Origin of the sequence: Citrobacter sp. LUTT5, assembly GCF_009905315.1 — a bacterium.
Lineage (GTDB): Bacteria > Pseudomonadota > Gammaproteobacteria > Enterobacterales > Enterobacteriaceae > Citrobacter > Citrobacter freundii.
The window spans coordinates 4,392,937-4,414,059 of the sequence record NZ_CP047606.1; the positions used below are offsets into that span (position 1 = coordinate 4,392,937).

23 protein-coding genes are annotated in these 21,123 nt (G+C 52.5%); 15 read left to right on the forward strand and 8 right to left on the reverse strand.

Features of this window, described 5'->3' with window-relative positions; genetic code table 11:
- Window positions 1-80: 80 nt before the first annotated feature.
- From pepA to GUC46_RS20975, 3 genes are all read left to right on the forward strand, one after another.
- The gene (pepA, locus tag GUC46_RS20965; RefSeq protein WP_003025870.1) at window positions 81-1,592 is read left to right on the forward strand and encodes a leucyl aminopeptidase; all 1,512 of its coding nucleotides are present in this window, start codon (window positions 81-83) and stop codon (window positions 1,590-1,592) included.
- Between the two features lie 118 nt (window positions 1,593-1,710).
- A complete protein-coding gene (holC, locus tag GUC46_RS20970) occupies window positions 1,711-2,154 on the forward strand; it encodes a DNA polymerase III subunit chi (RefSeq protein WP_003025862.1) in 444 nt (147 codons plus the stop codon).
- The gene (locus tag GUC46_RS20975; RefSeq protein ID WP_049003492.1) at window positions 2,154-5,009 is read left to right on the forward strand and encodes a valine--tRNA ligase; all 2,856 of its coding nucleotides are present in this window, start codon (window positions 2,154-2,156) and stop codon (window positions 5,007-5,009) included. Before holC ends, GUC46_RS20975 begins: the two co-directional genes overlap by 1 nt.
- 57 nt (window positions 5,010-5,066) lie before the next feature.
- Here GUC46_RS20975 and GUC46_RS20980 read toward each other — a convergent pair whose 3' ends face one another.
- Window positions 5,067-6,266 carry a YjgN family protein gene (locus tag GUC46_RS20980; protein ID WP_130715204.1) on the reverse strand — a complete coding sequence of 400 codons (1,200 nt, stop codon included), beginning with the start codon at window positions 6,264-6,266 and terminating at the stop codon, window positions 5,067-5,069.
- A gap of 187 nt (window positions 6,267-6,453) precedes the next feature.
- Between GUC46_RS20980 and GUC46_RS20985 the strand changes: the two genes are divergently transcribed.
- On the forward strand, window positions 6,454-6,951 hold the full coding sequence (locus GUC46_RS20985) for a GNAT family N-acetyltransferase (protein WP_046670837.1): 498 nt from the start codon (window positions 6,454-6,456) through the stop codon (window positions 6,949-6,951).
- A gap of 26 nt (window positions 6,952-6,977) precedes the next feature.
- On the opposite strand, the gene GUC46_RS20990 is transcribed toward GUC46_RS20985, so the two are convergent.
- The 3 genes from GUC46_RS20990 to rraB all read right to left on the reverse strand — a co-directional run bounded on the left by GUC46_RS20990 (window position 6,978) and on the right by rraB (window position 9,207).
- Window positions 6,978-7,808 carry a hypothetical protein gene (locus tag GUC46_RS20990; RefSeq protein WP_003839625.1) on the reverse strand — a complete coding sequence of 277 codons (831 nt, stop codon included), beginning with the start codon at window positions 7,806-7,808 and terminating at the stop codon, window positions 6,978-6,980.
- A gap of 163 nt (window positions 7,809-7,971) precedes the next feature.
- Entirely contained in the window at window positions 7,972-8,730 is a 759-nt protein-coding gene (miaE, locus tag GUC46_RS20995; protein ID WP_003839623.1) for a tRNA isopentenyl-2-thiomethyl-A-37 hydroxylase MiaE, read from the reverse strand.
- Between the two features lie 51 nt (window positions 8,731-8,781).
- Window positions 8,782-9,207, reverse strand: coding sequence for a ribonuclease E inhibitor RraB (gene rraB / locus GUC46_RS21000; RefSeq protein ID WP_003025845.1), 426 nt, complete (start codon window positions 9,205-9,207; stop codon window positions 8,782-8,784).
- 98 nt (window positions 9,208-9,305) lie between these two features.
- Between rraB and GUC46_RS24325 the strand changes: the two genes are divergently transcribed.
- Window positions 9,306-9,401 (forward strand): hypothetical protein, encoded by a 96-nt coding sequence (locus GUC46_RS24325; protein ID WP_371303384.1) that lies wholly within the window; start codon window positions 9,306-9,308, stop codon window positions 9,399-9,401.
- Window positions 9,371-10,375 (forward strand): ornithine carbamoyltransferase, encoded by a 1,005-nt coding sequence (gene argF, locus GUC46_RS21005; protein WP_003844898.1) that lies wholly within the window; start codon window positions 9,371-9,373, stop codon window positions 10,373-10,375. The genes GUC46_RS24325 and argF (GUC46_RS21005) overlap by 31 nt, the downstream gene beginning before the upstream one ends.
- 106 nt (window positions 10,376-10,481) lie before the next feature.
- Here the strand turns inward: argF (GUC46_RS21005) and GUC46_RS21010 are convergent, their stop codons facing one another.
- Window positions 10,482-10,934: a YhcH/YjgK/YiaL family protein gene (locus GUC46_RS21010; RefSeq protein ID WP_130715205.1), complete on the reverse strand. Its 453-nt coding sequence runs from the start codon at window positions 10,932-10,934 to the stop codon at window positions 10,482-10,484.
- 673 nt (window positions 10,935-11,607) lie between these two features.
- Between GUC46_RS21010 and arcA the strand changes: the two genes are divergently transcribed.
- The 5 genes from arcA to GUC46_RS21035 all read left to right on the forward strand — a co-directional run bounded on the left by arcA (window position 11,608) and on the right by GUC46_RS21035 (window position 16,915).
- Window positions 11,608-12,828 (forward strand): arginine deiminase, encoded by a 1,221-nt coding sequence (gene arcA / locus GUC46_RS21015; protein ID WP_003025834.1) that lies wholly within the window; start codon window positions 11,608-11,610, stop codon window positions 12,826-12,828.
- A gap of 9 nt (window positions 12,829-12,837) precedes the next feature.
- Window positions 12,838-13,770, forward strand: coding sequence for a carbamate kinase (gene arcC / locus GUC46_RS21020; RefSeq protein ID WP_130715206.1), 933 nt, complete (start codon window positions 12,838-12,840; stop codon window positions 13,768-13,770).
- 57 nt (window positions 13,771-13,827) lie between these two features.
- Entirely contained in the window at window positions 13,828-14,832 is a 1,005-nt protein-coding gene (argF, locus tag GUC46_RS21025; RefSeq protein ID WP_003025826.1) for an ornithine carbamoyltransferase, read from the forward strand.
- A 55-nt stretch (window positions 14,833-14,887) separates the two neighbouring features.
- Window positions 14,888-16,291 carry a YfcC family protein gene (locus GUC46_RS21030; RefSeq protein WP_003839611.1) on the forward strand — a complete coding sequence of 468 codons (1,404 nt, stop codon included), beginning with the start codon at window positions 14,888-14,890 and terminating at the stop codon, window positions 16,289-16,291.
- 144 nt (window positions 16,292-16,435) lie between these two features.
- Window positions 16,436-16,915, forward strand: a complete 480-nt coding sequence (locus GUC46_RS21035; RefSeq protein ID WP_003839609.1) for an arginine repressor — start codon at window positions 16,436-16,438, stop codon at window positions 16,913-16,915.
- Here GUC46_RS21035 and GUC46_RS21040 read toward each other — a convergent pair.
- Entirely contained in the window at window positions 16,912-17,034 is a 123-nt protein-coding gene (locus GUC46_RS21040) for a hypothetical protein (protein ID WP_088902788.1), read from the reverse strand. The two genes, GUC46_RS21035 and GUC46_RS21040, sit on opposite strands and share 4 nt — an antisense overlap.
- Here GUC46_RS21040 and pyrL point away from each other — a divergent pair.
- From pyrL to ridA, 4 genes are all read left to right on the forward strand, one after another.
- Window positions 17,014-17,115 carry a pyr operon leader peptide gene (pyrL, locus tag GUC46_RS21045; protein ID WP_088902789.1) on the forward strand — a complete coding sequence of 34 codons (102 nt, stop codon included), beginning with the start codon at window positions 17,014-17,016 and terminating at the stop codon, window positions 17,113-17,115. The genes GUC46_RS21040 and pyrL overlap by 21 nt on opposite strands.
- Window positions 17,116-17,151: 36 nt before the next feature.
- Complete coding sequence (gene pyrB, locus GUC46_RS21055; RefSeq protein ID WP_003025818.1) at window positions 17,152-18,087, forward strand: aspartate carbamoyltransferase; 936 nt, start codon at window positions 17,152-17,154, stop codon at window positions 18,085-18,087.
- Between the two features lie 13 nt (window positions 18,088-18,100).
- Window positions 18,101-18,562: an aspartate carbamoyltransferase regulatory subunit gene (gene pyrI / locus GUC46_RS21060; RefSeq protein ID WP_003025816.1), complete on the forward strand. Its 462-nt coding sequence runs from the start codon at window positions 18,101-18,103 to the stop codon at window positions 18,560-18,562.
- A 199-nt stretch (window positions 18,563-18,761) separates the two neighbouring features.
- Window positions 18,762-19,148, forward strand: a complete 387-nt coding sequence (gene ridA, locus GUC46_RS21065; RefSeq protein ID WP_000047544.1) for a 2-iminobutanoate/2-iminopropanoate deaminase — start codon at window positions 18,762-18,764, stop codon at window positions 19,146-19,148.
- A 91-nt stretch (window positions 19,149-19,239) separates the two neighbouring features.
- On the opposite strand, the gene GUC46_RS21070 is transcribed toward ridA, so the two are convergent.
- The gene (locus GUC46_RS21070; protein ID WP_003839607.1) at window positions 19,240-20,526 is read right to left on the reverse strand and encodes a TRAP transporter large permease; all 1,287 of its coding nucleotides are present in this window, start codon (window positions 20,524-20,526) and stop codon (window positions 19,240-19,242) included.
- Between the two features lie 30 nt (window positions 20,527-20,556).
- On the reverse strand, window positions 20,557-21,066 hold the full coding sequence (locus GUC46_RS21075) for a TRAP transporter small permease (protein ID WP_048216913.1): 510 nt from the start codon (window positions 21,064-21,066) through the stop codon (window positions 20,557-20,559).
- Window positions 21,067-21,123: the final 57 nt, after the last annotated feature.

A 21,123-nucleotide genomic window follows, 5' to 3' on the forward strand; every position in this document is an offset into this window, starting at 1 on the left:
AACAGCGGGTATGAGTTACGAAAGCTTGCAATTCTATCCGTAGCCACCGCCGTTGTCTTTAAGATTCAGGAGCGTAGTGCATGGAGTTCAGTGTAAAAAGCGGTAGCCCGGAGAAACAGCGGAGTGCGTGCATCGTCGTGGGTGTCTTTGAACCACGCCGCCTCTCTCCGATTGCAGAGCAGCTCGACAAGATCAGCGACGGGTACATCAGCGCACTGCTGCGTCGTGGCGAACTGGAAGGCAAACCGGGTCAAACCCTGTTGCTGCACCATGTTCCTAACGTTCTGTCTGAGCGAATTCTCCTTATTGGTTGTGGCAAAGAGCGCGAACTTGATGAGCGCCAGTACAAGCAGGTCATTCAGAAAACCATCAATACGCTGAATGATACTGGCTCAATGGAAGCCGTGTGCTTTCTGACTGAGCTTCACGTCAAAGGGCGTAATAACTACTGGAAAGTGCGCCAGGCCGTTGAGACGGCACAGGAAACGCTGTACAGCTTTGACCAGTTGAAGACCAACAAAAGCGAGCCGCGTCGCCCGCTGCGTAAAATGGTCTTCAACGTGCCGACCCGCCGCGAGCTGACCAGCGGTGAGCGTGCGATCCAACACGGTCTGGCAATCGCCGCTGGCATTAAAGCGGCGAAAGATCTCGGCAACATGCCGCCGAACATCTGTAACGCAGCTTATCTGGCCTCTCAGGCGCGTCAGCTGGCAGACAGCTACAGCAAAAATGTTGTGACCCGCGTGATCGGCGAGCAGCAGATGAAAGAGCTGGGTATGCACTCTTATCTCGCCGTCGGTCACGGTTCGCAGAACGAGTCGCTGATGTCAGTCATCGAGTACAAAGGCAACCCGTCCGAAGACGCGCGTCCGATTGTACTGGTCGGTAAAGGGTTAACCTTCGACTCCGGCGGTATCTCCATCAAACCAGCCGAAGGCATGGATGAGATGAAGTACGACATGTGCGGCGCGGCGGCTGTGTACGGCGTAATGCGCATGGTGGCCGAGCTTCAACTGCCCATCAACGTCGTCGGCGTACTGGCGGGCTGCGAAAATATGCCGGGTGGCCGCGCGTATCGCCCAGGCGACGTGCTGACCACCATGTCTGGTCAGACCGTTGAAGTGCTCAATACCGACGCCGAAGGACGTCTGGTGCTGTGCGACGTGTTAACCTACGTCGAGCGCTTTGAGCCGGAGGCGGTGATTGACGTTGCGACCCTGACCGGCGCGTGCGTGATTGCTCTGGGCCATCACATCACCGGCCTGATGTCGAACCACAACCCGCTGGCGCATGAGCTGATCGGTGCGTCCGAGCAGGCTGGCGATCGCGCGTGGCGTTTGCCGCTGGGTGATGAATACCAGGAGCAGTTAGAGTCTAACTTTGCGGATATGGCGAACATCGGCGGACGCCCTGGCGGCGCCATTACCGCGGGCTGCTTCCTGTCACGCTTTACCCGTAAGTACAACTGGGCGCACCTGGATATCGCTGGTACCGCATGGCGCTCCGGTAAAGCCAAAGGTGCAACCGGTCGTCCGGTCGCGTTACTGTCGCAGTTCCTGCTCAATCGCGCGGGTTTTAACGGCGAAGAGTGATGTAAAACGCCGGGTGGCGGCTTCGCCTTACCCGGCCTACAACGTCACTCAACCGTAGGCCGGGTAAGCGTAGCGCCACCCGGCTTTGCATTTAAATCCACCACAAGAAGCCCCATATATGAAGAATGCGACGTTCTATCTTCTGGACAACGACACACAACAAGATGGTTTAAGCGCCGTCGAGCAACTGGTGTGTGAAATTGCCGCAGAACGTTGGCGGGCTGGCAAGCGCGTGCTTATCGCCTGTGAAAACGAAAAGCAGGCTCTTCGACTGGATGAAGCCCTGTGGGCAAGACCGGCAGAAAGCTTTGTTCCGCATAATCTGGCGGGCGAAGGCCCCAGAGGCGGCGCGCCGGTAGAGATTGCCTGGCCGGAGAAACGCAATAGCAGCCCGCGCGACCTGCTCATCAGTTTGCGCGTTGGCTTTGCAGATTTTGCCACCGCTTTCACAGAAGTGATAGACTTCGTTCCTTACGAAGATTCTTTGAAACAATCGGCACGCGATCGCTACAAAGCTTACCGCGTGGCTGGTTTTAACCTGAATACGGCAACCTGGAAATAATGGAAAAGACATACAACCCACAAGATATCGAACAGCCGCTTTACGAGCACTGGGAAAAGCAGGGCTATTTCAAACCTAACGGCGATGAAAGCAAAGAGTCCTTCTGCATCATGATCCCGCCGCCGAACGTCACCGGCAGTTTGCATATGGGTCATGCTTTCCAGCAAACCATCATGGATACCATGATTCGCTACCAGCGCATGCAGGGTAAAAACACCCTGTGGCAGGCTGGTACCGACCACGCGGGTATCGCTACCCAGATGGTGGTTGAGCGTAAGATTGCCGCTGAAGAAGGTAAAACCCGTCATGACTACGGTCGCGAAGCGTTTATCGATAAAATTTGGCAGTGGAAAGCGGAATCCGGCGGCACCATTACCCGCCAGATGCGCCGTCTCGGCAACTCCGTTGACTGGGAGCGCGAGCGTTTCACTATGGACGAAGGTCTTTCCAATGCCGTGAAAGAAGTCTTTGTTCGCCTGTACAAAGAAGACCTGATTTACCGTGGTAAGCGCCTGGTAAACTGGGACCCGAAACTGCGCACCGCTATTTCTGACCTGGAAGTGGAAAACCGCGAGTCTAAAGGCTCCATGTGGCATATCCGCTATCCGCTGGCCGACGGCGCGAAAACCGCAGACGGTAAAGATTACCTGGTCGTGGCGACCACCCGTCCGGAAACCATTCTGGGCGACACCGGCGTGGCCGTGAATCCGGAAGATCCGCGCTATAAAGATCTGATCGGCAAATTCGTTATTCTGCCGCTGGTTGACCGCCGTATTCCGATCGTCGGTGATGAACACGCCGATATGGAAAAAGGTACCGGCTGCGTGAAGATCACCCCGGCACACGACTTTAACGACTACGAAGTCGGGAAACGTCACGGCCTGCCGATGATCAACATTCTGACCTTTGACGGTGACATCCGTGAAACCGCGGAAGTGTACGACACCAAAGGTGAAGAGTCCGACGTTTACTCCAACGCAATCCCGGCTGAGTTCCAGAAGCTGGAACGCTTTGCCGCGCGTAAAGCGATCGTCGCTGCCATTGATGCGATGGGCCTGCTGGAAGAGATCAAACCTCACGATCTGACCGTTCCTTACGGCGACCGTGGCGGCGTGGTTATCGAACCGATGCTGACCGACCAGTGGTACGTCCGTGCCGACGTGCTGGCAAAACCGGCGGTTGAAGCGGTTGAAAACGGCGACATTCAGTTCGTACCGAAGCAGTACGAAAACATGTACTTCTCCTGGATGCGCGATATTCAGGACTGGTGTATTTCCCGTCAGCTGTGGTGGGGTCACCGTATCCCGGCATGGTATGACAACGACGGCAACGTATATGTTGGCCGTACCGAAGACGAAGTGCGTCAGGAAAACAACCTCGGCGCCGACGTTGCGCTGCGTCAGGACGAAGACGTTCTCGACACCTGGTTCTCCTCCGCGCTGTGGACCTTCTCTACCCTGGGCTGGCCGGAAAACACCGACGCGCTGCGTCAGTTCCACCCAACCAGCGTGATGGTCTCCGGCTTCGACATCATCTTCTTCTGGATTGCCCGCATGATCATGATGACCATGCACTTCATCAAAGATGAAAACGGCAAGCCGCAGGTTCCGTTCCATACCGTCTACATGACCGGTCTGATTCGCGACGACGAAGGCCAGAAGATGTCCAAATCCAAGGGCAACGTAATTGACCCGCTGGATATGGTCGACGGTATCTCACTGCCGGAGCTGCTGGAAAAACGTACCGGCAACATGATGCAGCCGCAGCTGGCCGAGAAGATCGCCAAACGTACCGAGAAGCAGTTCCCGAACGGCATCGAGCCGCACGGCACCGACGCCCTGCGTTTCACCCTGGCGGCGCTGGCCTCTACTGGCCGCGACATCAACTGGGATATGAAGCGTCTGGAAGGTTACCGTAACTTCTGTAACAAGCTGTGGAACGCCAGCCGCTTCGTGCTGATGAACACCGAAGATCAGGATTGCGGTTTCAACGGCGGCGAAATGACCCTGTCTCTGGCAGACCGCTGGATCCTCGCTGAATTCAACCAGACCATCAAAGCGTACCGCGAAGCGCTGGATAACTTCCGCTTCGATATCGCCGCGGGCATTCTGTACGAGTTCACCTGGAACCAGTTCTGCGACTGGTATCTGGAGCTGACCAAGCCGGTAATGACCGGAGGAACTGATGCTGAACTGCGCGGCACCCGCAATACGCTGGTGACCGTGCTGGAAGGTCTGCTGCGCCTGGCGCATCCGATCATCCCGTTCATTACCGAAACCATCTGGCAGCGCGTGAAGGTTATCTGCGGCATTACCGCCGACACCATCATGCTGCAGCCGTTCCCGGAATATAACGCGGCTCAGGTAGACGAAGCGGCGTTGGCCGATACCGAATGGCTGAAGCAGGCGATCGTTGCCGTACGTAATATTCGTGCGGAAATGAACATCGCCCCGGGCAAACCGCTGGAGCTGCTGCTGCGTGGTTGCAGCGCGGATGCGATGCGTCGGGTCAACGACAACAAGAGCTTCCTGCTGAACCTGGCGCGTCTGGAAAGCATCACCGTGCTGCCAGCCGATGACAAAGGTCCGGTCTCCGTGACCAAAATCATCGACGGTGCCGAGCTGCTGATCCCGATGGCGGGTCTCATCAACAAAGAAGATGAGCTGGCGCGTCTGGCGAAAGAAGTGGCGAAAATCGAAGGTGAGATTGCCCGTATCGAAGGCAAACTGTCCAACGAAGGTTTCGTTGCCCGCGCCCCTGAAGCGGTCATCGCCAAAGAGCGTGAGAAGCTGGACGGTTACGCAGAAGCCAAAGCGAAGCTGATTGAACAGCAGGCGGTCATCGCCGCGCTGTAATTGTTGTTGAGGTTATCGCTGCATTAAAGGCCGGAGCTTGCTCCGGCCCTGTTGTTTTTACATGAAGTCCAGCGTCGGCATCATGCCACGAGAAAGGCGCGCCACCACGCCGTTTTCAACGACGTCATCGCTATTGGTTAGCTCTAGTTCATCAAGATTACCGACGACAAAGGTATTTTCCGCCAGCCACGCAATGACCCACATTCTCAGCAAAGGATATGCCAGTCCACCGGTAATGGCTGAAATCACATACAGGCTACCTAAGCGGTAAACCATGCCATGAAACGTCAACGTTGAACGAAAGCGAATATTGCCGTCAGCTAATTTCAGATTATTAAGGAAATGATTGCGGAACGCCACGGTCAAATAGCTCATGGATACCGCAATACCTATGTAATAAATGATTTCACTGATAATAATCTGGCGCTGATATTCGAGAAATATCATCATTTCGAGCTCATCCTCTGTCATGGCAGTAGTATCCAGTTCCGCCATAGACAGAAGCAGTGCACTCAGAATAAAACCGACCACCACCAGGAAAGGAATCAGCGCCATCATTGCCAGAATCGCCGATTTAATACAGTGACGAACATTGATTTGTACGTCAAAGCGATGAATGCCGAAACGACCGCCCTGGCCAACAATGGTCATCAGTCGGCTGTAAGATATACCGCTAGCGACCCCCAATCCCACCAGCCCGATCAGTCCAATCACTATTACAGAGAAAATCATCTCCCCCGCCGTTTCCATCGGGCAAATCTGCACAAGCGCAAATATCACCGCGCTCCACCCCAGCAGCATGGCTATGGGTAGCCCCAGCATATTCCACCAGGCCCGCATTGCCCCGCATTTGAAACTGAAACGGATACCGTTCAGGGTGGTCATCATCCCCTGATAGTGCAGGTTCTTAACGATCAACACAGGGATTGATAAAACCAGCAGAAGCAGGATTAGAGATCCGGCAAAAATATAATTGTAACTAATCAACACCATGCCAACAATATAAATCACCATCAGCATTAACCAGCTTAAAAAAACCGATCCGCCCGTCACGCCGTAGGTGAAAGACTGCCCATCTAATTTCATGTTAGAATAAATATAACGGCGACATTTCATCAGCGCCCAGGGCAGGTAAATACCCAAAGTAATAAATACCAATAATGAATTCACAAGACAAATAAGAAAATAGCGACCGCCGTCTCCGGTAAACTTAAACGCCTGAGAAGACTGGCTTTCACCCTTAAAATTTCCATCCATAATTTTCCCTGATTTAATTAACCTTTCCAATGATAATTATTTGCAGGCATCACAATTACCTGCTCAAATATATTATCTTATTACTAGTCAGGCGAACATACACCCTCTCGATTTATAAGTTACTTGCATCGCAATTCAGAGAGTGCTATTAGATAAATTTATTAGCATTGTTTAATCGGGTAGTAAAATGAATGTTGTCGAATCACTCACGTTACGTCCTCTGACGGCTGAAGATAATCCAGCTATCGCTGCCGTGATCCGCCAGGTTTCCGCCGAATACGGCCTGACCGCCGATAAAGGCTACACCGTTGCCGACCCTAATCTGGACGAATTGTTCCAGGTTTACAGCCAGCCGGGCGCGGCCTACTGGGTGGTTGAGCAAAACGGTGAAGTCGTGGGCGGCGGCGGTGTTGCACCGTTAGGATGTAGTGAACCAGACATTTGCGAGCTGCAAAAGATGTACTTCCTGTCGAGCGCGCGCGGTCAGGGGCTGGCGAAAAAACTGGCGCTGATGGCGCTTGAACATGCCCGTGAGCAAGGTTTTAAGCAGTGCTATCTTGAGACCACGGCTTTTCTGACTGAGGCAATTCGCCTGTATGAGCATTTAGGCTTTGAGCATATCAGCGAAGCGCTGGGCTGTACCGGGCACGTAGATTGTGAAGTGCGAATGTTAAAGCCCCTCTGACCTTACGCCGAGAGGCTTTAACCGCGTTACTGCATCTCGGCTGAGAGCATCAGTCGAATAACGCCAGCCGCGCGAGCGGTTGGCAGCTTCAGCACCTGTGACCATAAATCTTGCACCATTTCACAGGCGACTTTCTCTTTGCCCACGCCTTTACTCGGATCGGCCATGATTTGGATATCCGGTCCAAAGCGTTGTACCAGCCCCGGACTGATGGATTGCAGATCCTGAAGCGCCAACTGTTTTTCTTCCGCCGTAACCGTATGTTTGTTCGGGCCATAGGCCGCGTGCATCATACTCATGTCGCTGGCCATACGACGGTTCATGAGCTCGCGCGGAATAATACGCACCGGGTTAATCCCGCCTTTCACTGCCGGGAACAAAAAGCGAAAACATTCGTCATTGCCCACTTTTGCCACCGCGGCAATCTGCTCGAGATTAATCTTCATATACTCGATCACGTTGGCATCAGGCGCCTGCTGCAAACGCGCCATCTGTACCTGTAGGATCTGCGGCTGAATAGCGTCGATAATCTGTTGCTCGCTTTTCCCCGCCTCTTTCAGCTGCGTTGCCTGGGTGAGGATGTTCTGCCACAGCGCTGGCTCCTGCTCCTTAAGCACCTGATAAACGGGCATGGACAGCATCGCGTTTTCAAATTTCTGCGCATCCGTCAGACCATAATCCGGGCTTTCGCGTGGGATCAGGTAGTGCACATCAAACAGATTCCACGCGATAATCGCCACCACAAAGACCACCGCGCCGGAGACCTTGCCCAGCCAGCCTTTTTTGCGAAACATGCCGACGACGATAGCAATCACCGCCCCGATATAACCTGCCAACAAAACGTGTGCCCAGTTCATTAACCATCCTTATGTCAAATCGTCTCTGTTACAGGGATATATTTCCCCTTCGATGTTTTGATTATTACGGCAGCAGCGAGCTATTTCCAGCCACCAGATTTTGCTAACAGAAACAGGAAGGATTAAACCGCGCGGCGATGGGCACGCGCGTCAAAGAAAGGAACTAAGCTGGCACACCGCTGTGAAAGCGGAATTCATCGTCAGGAGAGGTGATCAACGCGGCTTCTACTTCGCCAAAAAACTGCACCCGGCTACTGATATCATCGGTTGAAACCTGCTGCGCCAGCGCCAGGTAATCCTGATAGTGCCGCGCCTCGGATCGCAGCAGCGACAGATAAAACGCCTGCAAATCGTCATCCAGATACGGTGCGAGCGCGGCGAACCGTTCACAGGAACGCGCCTCAATGTAAGCCCCGCAAATCAGTTTATCGATTAACGTCAGCGGCTCGTGGGTGCGTACCTCTTTGAGCATGCCTTTGGCGTAACGGCTGGCGGTAATCTTAATATAGGGAATGTTGCGACTCATCATCGCCTCACGCACCTGCCAGAAATGATGCAGTTCTTCTTTGATCAGCAAAACCATGCTGTCGATAAGCTTGCGTCCCCACGGGTCGTCGGTTTGCGGCATCACGCTTTTGCTTATCTGTTTATTCAGCGCGATAAAATCCGGCTCATCCCCTTCTCTGAAAGCAAACGCTTCATAGGGTTTCAGCCAGTCCAGCAGCGCCTGAGATCCCTGTTTATCTGCGACATACTTACGCACCAGCAGCATCGCCGTTTGCGCCGCTTTCAGCTCACAGACGAGGTGGTCGGTCAATAACAGAGGCAGATTAGCCGGGTCTCGCGCTTTATCAAGCCAGGCCTGGGGCGTTTTACAGTGCAGGAAATTGTGAATCGGGGAGAGTATTTGCAGATAATCCATACATTGTCCTTGGCCTGCGGCAGCCTGGGCTACCGCAGGTCAGTAGATGACTTAGTGACGCACGCCGTCATCATCTTCGTCGACGAGATCTTCATCGTCGCCGTCTTCACCTTCTTCGCCGTTCGGGTCTTCAAAATAGGTGCCCCAACCGTCGTATTCCACATCATATTTTTCAGCCAGGTTCATCAGTTGCTCAACCTGAGCATCGATCAACTCCGCATTCAGTGCACATTCGCTCAAAATGTCACAGCAAATAACCGTGTCGCCTTCTTCCACTTCCAGCTCTTCCGGCTCGGTCACTTCATAACCCAGCTTGAAGGCTTCTACTGCCGCTTTTTCCAGGGTTTCGAAGTCATCCGCGGAAAGGTGATGCTCAATGGTGTACAGCGCGTCTGGATCGCTGCCATCTTCGAGTAACTCTTCAATAATCAAGCGCGTTTCTTCACGCTGTTCTTCCAGTAGTTCCGGGTTTGCCATGGCTCGTTCCTCATAATGTCCTGCCGATACTCTTATTGTCACATACCGCTGTCATTGCCTCCACCTTTCCTGGAAAGATTTGTTAAACAAGGTTGCAAATGAATAAGCACCCATATAAATTGAATTTTAATTCAATAAATGGCCTAAGCCATGTGAGGGAACCATGTCTGCGTTTTATCATAAACATTTTTTGAAACTGCTTGATTTCACCTCTGCTGAACTCACGTCACTGCTCCAGCTCGCCGCGCAGCTAAAGGCAGATAAGAAAAACGGCACTGAAGTCGCAAAGCTCACCGGTAAAAACATCGCGCTCATCTTCGAAAAAGACTCAACCCGCACCCGTTGCTCTTTCGAAGTTGCCGCATACGACCAGGGCGCTCGCGTGACGTATCTCGGGCCAAGCGGCAGCCAGATTGGCCATAAAGAGTCGATCAAAGACACCGCCCGCGTGCTCGGCCGCATGTACGACGGTATTCAGTATCGGGGACACGGCCAGGAGATTGTCGAGACGCTGGCGGAATATGCCGGAGTTCCGGTGTGGAACGGATTAACCAACGAGTTTCATCCCACCCAGCTGCTGGCGGATCTGTTAACTATGCAGGAACACCTGCCGGGTAAAGCGTTTAATGAGATGACGCTGGTCTACACCGGTGATGCCCGCAACAATATGGGCAATTCCATGCTGGAAGCCGCTGCGTTAACCGGGCTGGATCTGCGCCTGGTCGCACCGCAGGCCTGCTGGCCAGAGGAAAGTCTGGTTGCAGAGTGCAAAGCGCTGGCGCAGAAAAACGGCGGCAATATTACGCTGACCGAAGATGTCGCCGCGGGCGTGAAAGGTGCGGACTTTATCTATACCGACGTCTGGGTATCAATGGGCGAAGCAAAAGAGAAGTGGGCCGAACGTATTGCGCTGCTGCGTAAGTACCAGGTTAATAGCACGATGATGGCGTTGACCGGCAATCCACAGGTGAAATTCCTGCACTGCCTGCCCGCGTTTCATGACGATCAAACCACGCTTGGCAAACAAATGGCACAGGAATATGGTCTGCACGGCGGTATGGAAGTGACCGATGAGGTCTTTGAATCACCCGCCAGCATCGTATTTGATCAGGCGGAAAACCGGATGCACACCATCAAAGCGGTGATGGTGGCGACGCTGGCGAAGTGAGGGCATGGATGAAAAGAATGCCGGATGGCGATGCTAAGCATCTTATCCGGCCTACAACCGCGCTCTCGTAGGCCGGGCAAGGCGAAGCCGCCCCCGGCAAATACGCTTATGCCACTTGCATTTTCACCACGGCTTTGCGTACCAGCGCAGGAGCACCGACCGCGCACAGCGGTTTATGCACTTCACCCGGATAGAACACCACGAAATCACCTTCGTTCAGCACCACCGTTTTCTCCTGTACCCCTTCCGGCAGGAAGGCGATATCTTTATCCGCCAGCCAGTCAGTTTCCGGCGCGCCCGCAGGCTGCGTGCTGAAGGTCATTCCTTCCTGGCCTTTGAGCAGGATCTGAATATCCAGATAGCGAGCGTGATATTCGGCGCGGCGCTGTGCAAACGGCTCCGTCATATCTTCGGCAATCAGATAAAACAGGCGATCGCCGTCAATGTCGTGCTTACCTTTTTCCGTCGCATCCGTCACATGCGCTTTAATGTGTTCAATTGCCTGACGCAGCTCTTCCGGCAGCCAGACATCCAGGTTGTGAATATTGCCAACAATCATCTCAAACCCCCTTAATTAAAACATCGTTTCATTTTAGTTGTTATACGAAAAAACGGCCTGCCATACTACTGCTATTTGCCGATATTTTGCGTCAACGCATGTTTATCGCTGATGGTGTTAAATAATTGCTAACTCTCAGCAACAGGTTATGCATAAACTTTGCATAACTTTCGGCTACCCTTTTTCAACCTGATCAGTAACATACTGTTATTAAAAGTTTTATTAGAAAAACCAGCTATCGATCACAGTTCACCTCTCCTTCGCTATCCTTCTTCATCGTCATATTTATTTTGAAATAAACTTTACCGCGCAAATAATAAAATCATATATTCGCATAACAATTCACAACGCAGAAAAAAGAACAAATAAATCAATGCATTACTTATATTGCAGCACACTAAAAGTGTACATAAAATTAACACCGATAAATAACAAGACATATTCCCGCGTAGTAATTCAATTATTCATATTTTTATTTTATTAATTCTCCGAGCCATATCATAAATTAAACATCAAAAGTCAAATGTCGACCTGACTGTGAAATAAATCACGTTTCCTCATCAAATAATATCTAAATATAGATTCCGAAATCAGCTGAAAAGTCATGACTGCAATAAATATTATTTGCAGGCACATCCTCTTTATTTTTTAAAATCGTATTAAAGGAATAATGATGGAAAAGCATTATGTCGGGTCTGAAATCGGTCAATTACGTAGCGTAATGCTACATCGCCCTAATCTCAGCTTAAAAAGGCTGACGCCATCAAATTGCCAGGAACTGCTTTTTGATGATGTTCTTTCGGTAGAACGTGCAGGAGAAGAGCATGACATTTTCGCCAACACGTTACGTCAGCAAGGGATTGAGGTTCTGTTACTCACTGATTTATTGACACAAACCTTAGATGTCCAAGATGCCAAAGACTGGTTGCTGGAGACACAAATCTCTGATTATCGCCTTGGCCCCGCTTTCGCCACGGATATTCGTGCCTGGCTTGCAGATATGCAGCACCGGGAACTGGCCCGGCATTTAAGCGGTGGGCTAACCTACGGAGAAATTCCTGCCTCAATCAAAAATATGGTGGTCGATACTCACGATATTAATGACTTTATTATGAAGCCATTACCAAACCACTTATTTACCCGCGACACCTCATGCTGGATATATAACGGTGTGTCAATTAACCCAATGGCAAAAACCGCGCGGCAAAGAGAAACCAATAACCTGCGGGCGATCTACCGTTGGCACCCTCAATTTGCTGATGGTGAATTTATTAAATATTTCGGCGATGAAAATATTAATTACGACCACGCCACATTAGAAGGTGGAGATGTGCTGGTCATTGGTCGCGGCGCGGTACTCATCGGTATGTCGGAACGCACCACGCCGCAGGGCATTGAATTCCTTGCCCAGTCGCTGTTTAAGCATCGCCAGGCTGAACGCGTCATCGCGGTTGAACTGCCGAAACATCGCTCTTGTATGCACCTCGATACCGTCATGACCCACATTGATATCGATACCTTCTCCGTCTACCCGGAAGTGGTACGCCCGGATGTCCAGTGCTGGACCCTGACGCCAGACGGGCGCGGCGGCTTGAAACGCACCCAGGAAAGTACTCTGGTACATGCCCTCGAAAAAGCGCTGGGCCTCGACCAAATCACGCTGATAACCACCGGGGGCGACGCCTTCGAAGCTGAACGCGAACAGTGGAATGACGCCAACAACGTCCTGACGCTACGCCCCGGTGTGGTCGTGGGCTACGAGCGCAACATCTGGACCAACGAGAAATACGACAAAGCGGGCATCACCGTTTTACCCATTCCTGGCGACGAACTTGGACGTGGACGCGGCGGCGCACGCTGCATGAGCTGCCCACTGGAACGCGACGGTATTTAAGGAAAAGTCATGGAAAACAAACCTACTCTGGTTGTGGCGTTGGGCGGCAATGCGCTGCTCAAACGCGGCGACCCGCTGGAAGCTGACATCCAGCGCAAGAACATTGAGCTGGCGGCAAAGACTATCGCTCAGCTCACACAGCAATGGCGCGTGATTCTGGTGCACGGCAATGGCCCACAGGTTGGACTTTTGGCGTTACAGAACAGCGCTTATGACCGCGTCACCCCTTATCCGCTCGACATTCTCGGTGCGGAAAGTCAGGGAATGATTGGCTATATGCTGCAACAAGCTCTGAAAAACCAGCTGCCGCAACGTGAAATCAGCGTCCTGCTGACTCAGGTTGAAGTCGATGCCCACGATCCAGCCTTCAGTAATCCGACCAAATATATCGGACCGATTTACGACAACGATCAGGCTAAAACGCTACACGCGGAAAAAGGCTGGATTTTCAAAGCCGATGGTAAAGCGTTCCGTCGCGTTGTGCCCTCTCCACAACCCAAACGTATCGTTGAAAGTGATGCTATTCGCACATTGATCGCCCGCGATCATCTGGTGATTTGCAACGGCGGTGGCGGCGTACCGGTGGTGGAAAAAGCCGATGGCTTCCACGGCATTGAAGCAGTGATCGACAAGGATCTCTCCGCCGCCCTGCTCGCCCGCCAACTCCATGCCGATGCGTTGTTGATCCTCACCGATGCTGATGCCGTGTACCTCGACTGGGGCAAACCTACCCAGCGCCCGCTGGCCCAGGTCACCCCGGAACTGCTCGGTGAAATGCAATTCGACGCCGGTTCAATGGGCCCCAAAGTCACCGCCTGCGCGGAATTCGTCTCTCACTGTCGTGGGATTGCTGGCATCGGTTCACTGGCCGACGGCTCGGCCATTCTCGCCGGCGACAAAGGCACGCTAATTCGTCTCGAAACCACCGACGCTAACGCGTAGGACTTTTTTTTGCCGGATGACGGCTTCGCCTTATCCGGCCTACATAAGGACATTTTCATGACTGTTAACCTGAAAAATCGCAATTTTCTCAAACTGCTGGACTACACCCCGACGGAAATCCAGTACCTGATCGATCTGGCTATCGAGTTAAAAACGGCAAAAAAGGCCGGGCGCGAAAGACAGACGCTGGTCGGTAAAAATATCGCGCTGATCTTCGAAAAAACCTCAACCCGTACCCGCTGTGCCTTTGAAGTCGGCGCTTTCGATCAAGGCGCACAGGTGACCTATCTCGGCCCAAGTGGATCGCAGATCGGCCATAAAGAATCAATGAAAGATACTGCCCGCGTGCTAGGCCGCATGTACGACGGCATTGAATATCGCGGATACGGCCAGGACATTGTGGAGGAACTGGGGCAATTTGCCGGAGTTCCTGTTTGGAATGGACTGACAAATGAATTTCACCCCACCCAGATCCTCGCGGATCTGATGACCATGCTGGAACACGCCCCGGGTAAAACCTTGCCGGAACTGAGTTTCGCTTATCTCGGTGACGCCCGCAATAACATGGGTAATTCCCTGATGGTTGGCGCAGCGAAAATGGGGATGGATATCCGTCTGGTCGCACCTAAATCCTTCTGGCCTGACGAGGCGCTGGTTGCCGAATGCCGTGAAATTGCCAGCGTGACTGGCGCACGCATTACGCTCACAGAGGATGTTGAGGAAGGCGTATACGACGTCGATTTCCTCTACACCGATGTCTGGGTCTCTATGGGCGAACCCAAAGAAGCCTGGGCAGAACGCGTTAGCCTGATGACGCCCTATCAAATTAACCAGCGGGTCATCAACGCAACCGGTAACCCCAATGTGAAATTTATGCACTGTCTGCCCGCCTTCCATAACGAGCACACAAAGGTTGGACGTGAAATCGAAATGGCCTACGGCCTGAAAGGGCTTGAAGTCACGGAAGAGGTTTTTGAGTCAGCTCATTCCATCGTCTTCGACGAAGCAGAGAACCGGATGCATACCATTAAAGCGGTAATGGTAGCGACCCTCGGCGACTAACCCCAGCGGGCGTATGTCGCCTGACGGCATATGCCCAAGCTATCCGGAGAACATCATGGGCAAATTCAAATTTCCCAGCGCATATACCATCCTGTTTATTCTCATTGCACTCGTCGCGGTTATGACCTGGATAGTCCCGGCAGGGAAATACCAGATGGCGATGAATGCTACTCTGGGCAAAGAAGTGCCAGTTGCCGGTACTTATGCCCCCACAGAGGCGCACCCGCAAGGTTTTACCGCTGTACTGCTGGCCCCGATTGACGGTCTTTACAACCACGAAACCTATACCGCAGGCGCAATTGATGTGGCGTTGTTTGTCCTGATTATTGGTGGGTTTCTCGGCGTAGTAAACAAAACAGGCGCCATCGACGCAGGTATCGAGCGCGTGACGGTCAGGTTGAACGGTAAAGAGGAGTGGATGATCCCCATTCTAATGGGGCTTTTCGCCGCCGGAGGTACGATTTACGGGATGGCGGAGGAATCACTCCCATTCTACACATTGCTGGTTCCGGTCATGATGGCCGCACGCTTTGATCCGTTGGTTGCCGCCGCCACCGTTCTGCTCGGCGCAGGCATTGGTACACTCGGCTCGACAATCAACCCTTTCGCAACGGTTATCGCGGCTAACGCCGCCGGGATCCCCTTCACCCAGGGAATGCTGATGCGCATTCTGCTGCTGGTCGTCGGCTATGTTATCTGTGTGGTGTGGGTCATGCGTTATGCGCGCAAAGTCCGCAATCACCCGGAGTTGTCGATTGTGGCGGATAAAATGGAGGAAAACCGTGCGCATTTTCTCGGCAATCGCGGCAATACCAATCTTGAATTCACAGCCACGCGTAAGTGGATCCTGCTGATATTCGCCGCCGCCTTTGCGGTAATGATTTATGGCGTCGCGGTACTCGGATGGTGGATGGCAGAAATATCCGCAGTCTTTCTGGGTTCTGCCATTATCGTCGGCGTGATTGCCCGCATGAGTGAAGAAGCCTTCACCAGTACCTTCATTGACGGTGCGCGGGACCTGCTTGGCGTGGCGCTGATTATCGGCATTGCACGCGGTATCGTCGTGGTGATGGACAACGGCATGATCACCCACACTATTTTGCACAGCGCCGAAAATTTAGTCTCCGGTCTGTCCACCACCATTTTCATCAATGTAACCTACTGGCTGGAAGTATTGCTCTCCTTCCTGGTCCCTTCCTCGTCTGGCCTGGCGGTGCTCACGATGCCCATTATGGCCCCGCTGGCCGACTTCGCGCATGTACAGAGGGATCTGGTCGTCACCGCGTATCAATCCGCTTCCGGCATTGTGAATCTGATTACACCCACCTCTGCCGTCGTGATGGGTGGGTTAGCCATCGCCCGTGTTCCTTACGTGCGCTACCTGAAATGGGTCGCCCCGCTCCTGCTCATTTTGACGTTACTGAACATGGCCGTCCTGAGTATCGGCGCGATGTTGTAGCCCTTTTAGCCGTCGGATCCCGACGGCTTTTTTGAGCGCATTCTCGTTTTTCTGCGCAACCGCCCGTTTGAGCCGTTATTGATACTGCAAATGTGGTGAATTTCGCCATCACATTGATACAAATGATAAACTTAGGGTGTATTTATGAAGGAATTCGATGATTACTCGACCAAAGAGCAGAAACAATTGGCGATTTGTCAGCGCCTGATTAGCGAAAAAAGCTACCTTTCTCAGGAAGCGCTTCGCCGCGATCTCCAACACCATGGTTTTACCGGAATTAGCCAGTCAACGGTATCCCGTCTGCTGAAACTGCTCGGGGCTATAAAAATAAGAAATACAAAAGGGCAAAAAATTTATTCTGTAAATCCGCAATCGCGACCCGCTCCTGATGCTGCCCGATCGATTGCTGAAATGGTGGTCAGCGTTGAGCACAATAGCGAATTTATCCTCATCCACACGGCGGCAGGTTATGGCCGTGCCGTTGCCAGAATCCTCGATTACCACGCGTTACCAGAGATTCTGGGTGTCATCGCTGGCAGCAGTATTGTCTGGGTTGCGCCGCGAGTTGTGCAGCGAACAGGGCTGGTGCACAAGCAGATTAACTATCTATTTAAAATGAATTAAAATTCATAAGAACCGTTTGCGGTGAATAAATTGTGCATTTTCCGCTTGATCCCATAACGGAGCTGAGTATAATCGCGGACAATTTGCCGGGAGGATGTATGGTTCAGTATGTACGACATTTTGTCTTACCGCGTCTGAAAAAGGACGCTGGCCTGCCGTTTTTCTTTCCGTTGATCACCCATTCCGAGCCCCTCAATTGAGGGGCTTTTTTTTTGCCCAGGCGTCAGGAGATAAACATGGCTAACCCGCTCTATCAAAAACACATCATTTCCATAAACGACCTCAGCCGCGATGACCTCAATCTGGTCCTCGCGACGGCGGCGAAATTAAAAGCTAACCCACAGCCGGAGCTGTTAAAGCATAAGGTTATCGCCAGCTGCTTCTTTGAAGCGTCAACCCGCACCCGTTTATCCTTTGAAACCTCCATGCACCGTCTGGGCGCCAGCGTGGTGGGTTTTTCTGACAGCAGCAACACGTCGCTGGGCAAAAAAGGCGAAACCCTGGCCGATACCATTTCCGTCATCAGCACCTATGTCGACGCCATCGTCATGCGTCATCCGCAGGAAGGCGCCGCACGTCTGGCTACAGAGTTCTCCGGTAACGTTCCGGTACTGAACGCAGGCGACGGCTCCAACCAACATCCCACCCAAACGCTGCTGGACCTGTTTACCATTCAGGAAACGCAGGGTCGCCTGGACAATCTGCACATCGCCATGGTAGGTGACCTGAAATATGGCCGTACCGTCCACTCCCTGACCCAGGCGCTGGCGAAGTTCGAAGGTAACCGTTTCTACTTCATCGCCCCGGACGCACTGGCCATGCCGCAATACATTCTGGATATGTTGAACGAAAAAGGTATCGCCTGGAGCCTGCACGGCACTATCGAAGAGGTGATGGCGGAGGTCGATATCCTCTACATGACCCGCGTACAAAAAGAGCGTCTGGACCCGTCCGAATACGCCAACGTGAAAGCACAGTTTGTCCTGCGCGCCAGCGATTTGAACGGCGCCAGAGCAAACATGAAGGTGCTACATCCGCTGCCGCGCATCGATGAAATCACCACCGACGTCGATAAGACGCCGCACGCCTGGTATTTCCAGCAGGCTGGCAACGGCATCTTCGCCCGCCAGGCGTTACTGGCATTGGTACTGAATAGCGAACTGGCACTGTAAGGGAGAAAAAGAGATGACACACGATAACAAACTGCAGGTTGAAGCCATCAAACGTGGCACCGTGATTGACCACATTCCCGCACAGGTTGGTTTTAAGCTGCTGACGCTGTTCAAACTGACGGAAACCGACCAACGTATCACCATCGGTCTGAACCTGCCGTCTGGCGAGATGGGCCGTAAGGATCTGATTAAAATCGAAAACACGTTCCTGACCGACGAGCAGGTAAACCAGCTCTCCCTGTACGCCCCGCAGGCAACGGTAAACCGCATTGACGATTACGACGTGGTGGGTAAATCACGTCCGAGCCTGCCTGAGCGTATCGATAACGTGCTGGTTTGCCCGAACAGCAACTGCATCAGTCATGCTGAGCCGGTTTCTTCCAGTTTTGCAGTGAAAAAACGTGCCGATGACATCGCACTCAAATGCAAATACTGTGAAAAAGAGTTTTCGCATTATGTGGTGCTGGCCAACTAATTGGGGTTGGTTATGAGATCCCGGCTCCCGTTACACATAAGCATTCGCAATGCATTGAGGCGGCAAGTCCGATTATCATGGGAGCATAGTAAACTATGTGACCAGGGTAAGAGGACGTAGCCAACGAAGAGGCAGTGTGAAGGATGACGTGTATAATGGGCGGGAACATTCTACTACCGCTGTAAATTCAGGAGAAATCATGAGCAAGACTATCGCGACGGAAAATGCACCAGCAGCAATCGGCCCATACGTTCAGGGCGTTGACCTGGGTAGCATGGTAATCACTTCCGGTCAGATCCCGGTCGATCCGAAAACCGGTGCCGTAGCGGAAGACGTGTCCGCTCAGGCACGTCAGTCGCTGGAAAACGTAAAAGCTATCGTTGAAGCAGCAGGCCTGAAAGTGGGCGACATCGTAAAAACGACCGTTTTCGTTAAAGACCTGAACGATTTCGCCACCGTAAACGCGACCTACGAAGCATTCTTCACCGAGCACAACGCGACCTTCCCGGCACGTTCTTGCGTAGAAGTTGCCCGTCTGCCGAAAGACGTGAAAATCGAGATTGAAGCGATCGCCGTTCGTCGCTAAGTCTCCTTGTGCCGGATGGCGGCTTCGCCTTATCCGGCCTACGCAAGCGTAGTTTGTAGGCCCGGTAAGCGTGAGCGCCACCGGGCATTTATCACATCACGCCAAACAATTTCGGCAGGAACAGTGAAATCGCCGGAATGTATGTCACGAGCATCAGCACCAGGAATAGCACGAGGTAGAATGGCAGCATCGCCTTTACCACCTGTTCTATTTTCTGCTTACTCACCGCACTGGCCACAAACAGCACCGACCCTACCGGTGGCGTAATAAGGCCGATCCCTAAGTTCACCAGCATGATCATGCCAAAATGGACCGGATCAATGCCGAGCGCGTTGGTCACTGGCAGCAGAACCGGCGTCAAAATCAGGATCAACGGCGCCATATCCATCAGCGTACCGATCAGCAGCAGCATGATGTTAATGCACATCAGAATGACGTATTTGTTGTCCGAGATGCTGGTGAAGGCTTCAGTGATACGCATCGGCAACTGCATATAAGTCATGACGGCCCCAAACGCGGCGGCAAAGCCTATCAGGATCATGACGATCGTGACCGTTTTCACCGTGCGGAACATCAGCTTTGGCAGCTCAGACCATTTATAGTCACGATAGATAAACATGGTGACAAAGAAGGCCCAAAGGCAGGCAATCGCCGCAGATTCCGTCGCGGTAAAGATACCTGACAGGATGCCGCCCATGATGATCACAACCGTCATCAGGCCCCACAGCGTATCGACGAAAATCTTCAGCGCCTGGCGAAACGGTACGCGTTCCCCTTTTGGATAACCGCGCTTGTGCGCAAAAGCCACGCACATTACCATCAGACTGAAACTTAACAGCAGGCCCGGCAGGATCCCGGCGATGAACAGTGCGGCAATCGACACCGTTCCGCCTGTAGCCAGCGAGTAAATAACCGAGTTATGGCTGGGCGGCGTAAGAATCGCCTGCACCGAACCACTGGCCGTTACCGCCGCGGCAAAGTCGCGCGGATAACCTTTTTTATCCATTTCCGGGATCATTACCGAACCAATGGATGCGGTATCCGCTACAGACGATCCAGAAATAGCGCCAAAAAAGGTTGATGCCACAATGTTTACCAGCGACAGTCCGCCGCGAATAAAGCCAACAAAAATATAGGCAAAGTTCACCAGTCGCCGCGCAATTCCCCCTTCGGCCATAATAGCCCCGGCCAGAATAAAGAACGGGATCGCCAGCAGGGAGAACTTATTCACCCCGCTGGTCAGTTGGATCATCACCGCTTCCAGCGGAATATCAATGTACCAGGCGCCAATGATGGCGCTAATGCCAACCGCATACGCTACCGGTACCCCAATTGCCAGCATAATGCCGAGCGTAAAGACGAGAATAAATGCATCCATCTGCTTTCCTTTCTGAAATGGGGGCGGTAACTAGCTGGTCGATCCCAACATGACAACGGGACGTTGGTACTGCGGACCACGGAAAATCTTTTCTGCGATAAACAGCAGCGTTATGGCAGAGCCAATCGGCAATGGAAGGTAGTTTTGCCCGGCACTTAAAAGCGGGAATTCGGCCACGGGCTGTTCCCACAGCTCAAGACAGAGATTGGTTCCGTACCAGAGGATAAAAAGGCTTATCGCCACTAACATAACGTCAGCGATTACAGAGCAATAACGGCGGGAAGCATCACCCAGACGGTCAATCACCATACTTACCGCGATATGCGAGCCTGCACGATAGCTCACCGCCGCGCCAATAAAGGTGAATGTCACCATACACAGAATAGCGACGGGTTCAGGCCATGACAGGGCGTTATTCAGAACATAACGCGCGAATATACCAATGGGGATAATGGCGACCATGACTAATAATGCGATACCGGCAATCCACATTGACACCCGATAAAGAAAATCCATTACCGATGAATAGCATTCACCCATAATCATCACCTCGAATTAATCAAAAGATTCAGGCGGAGGGTTGATATCCTCCACCTG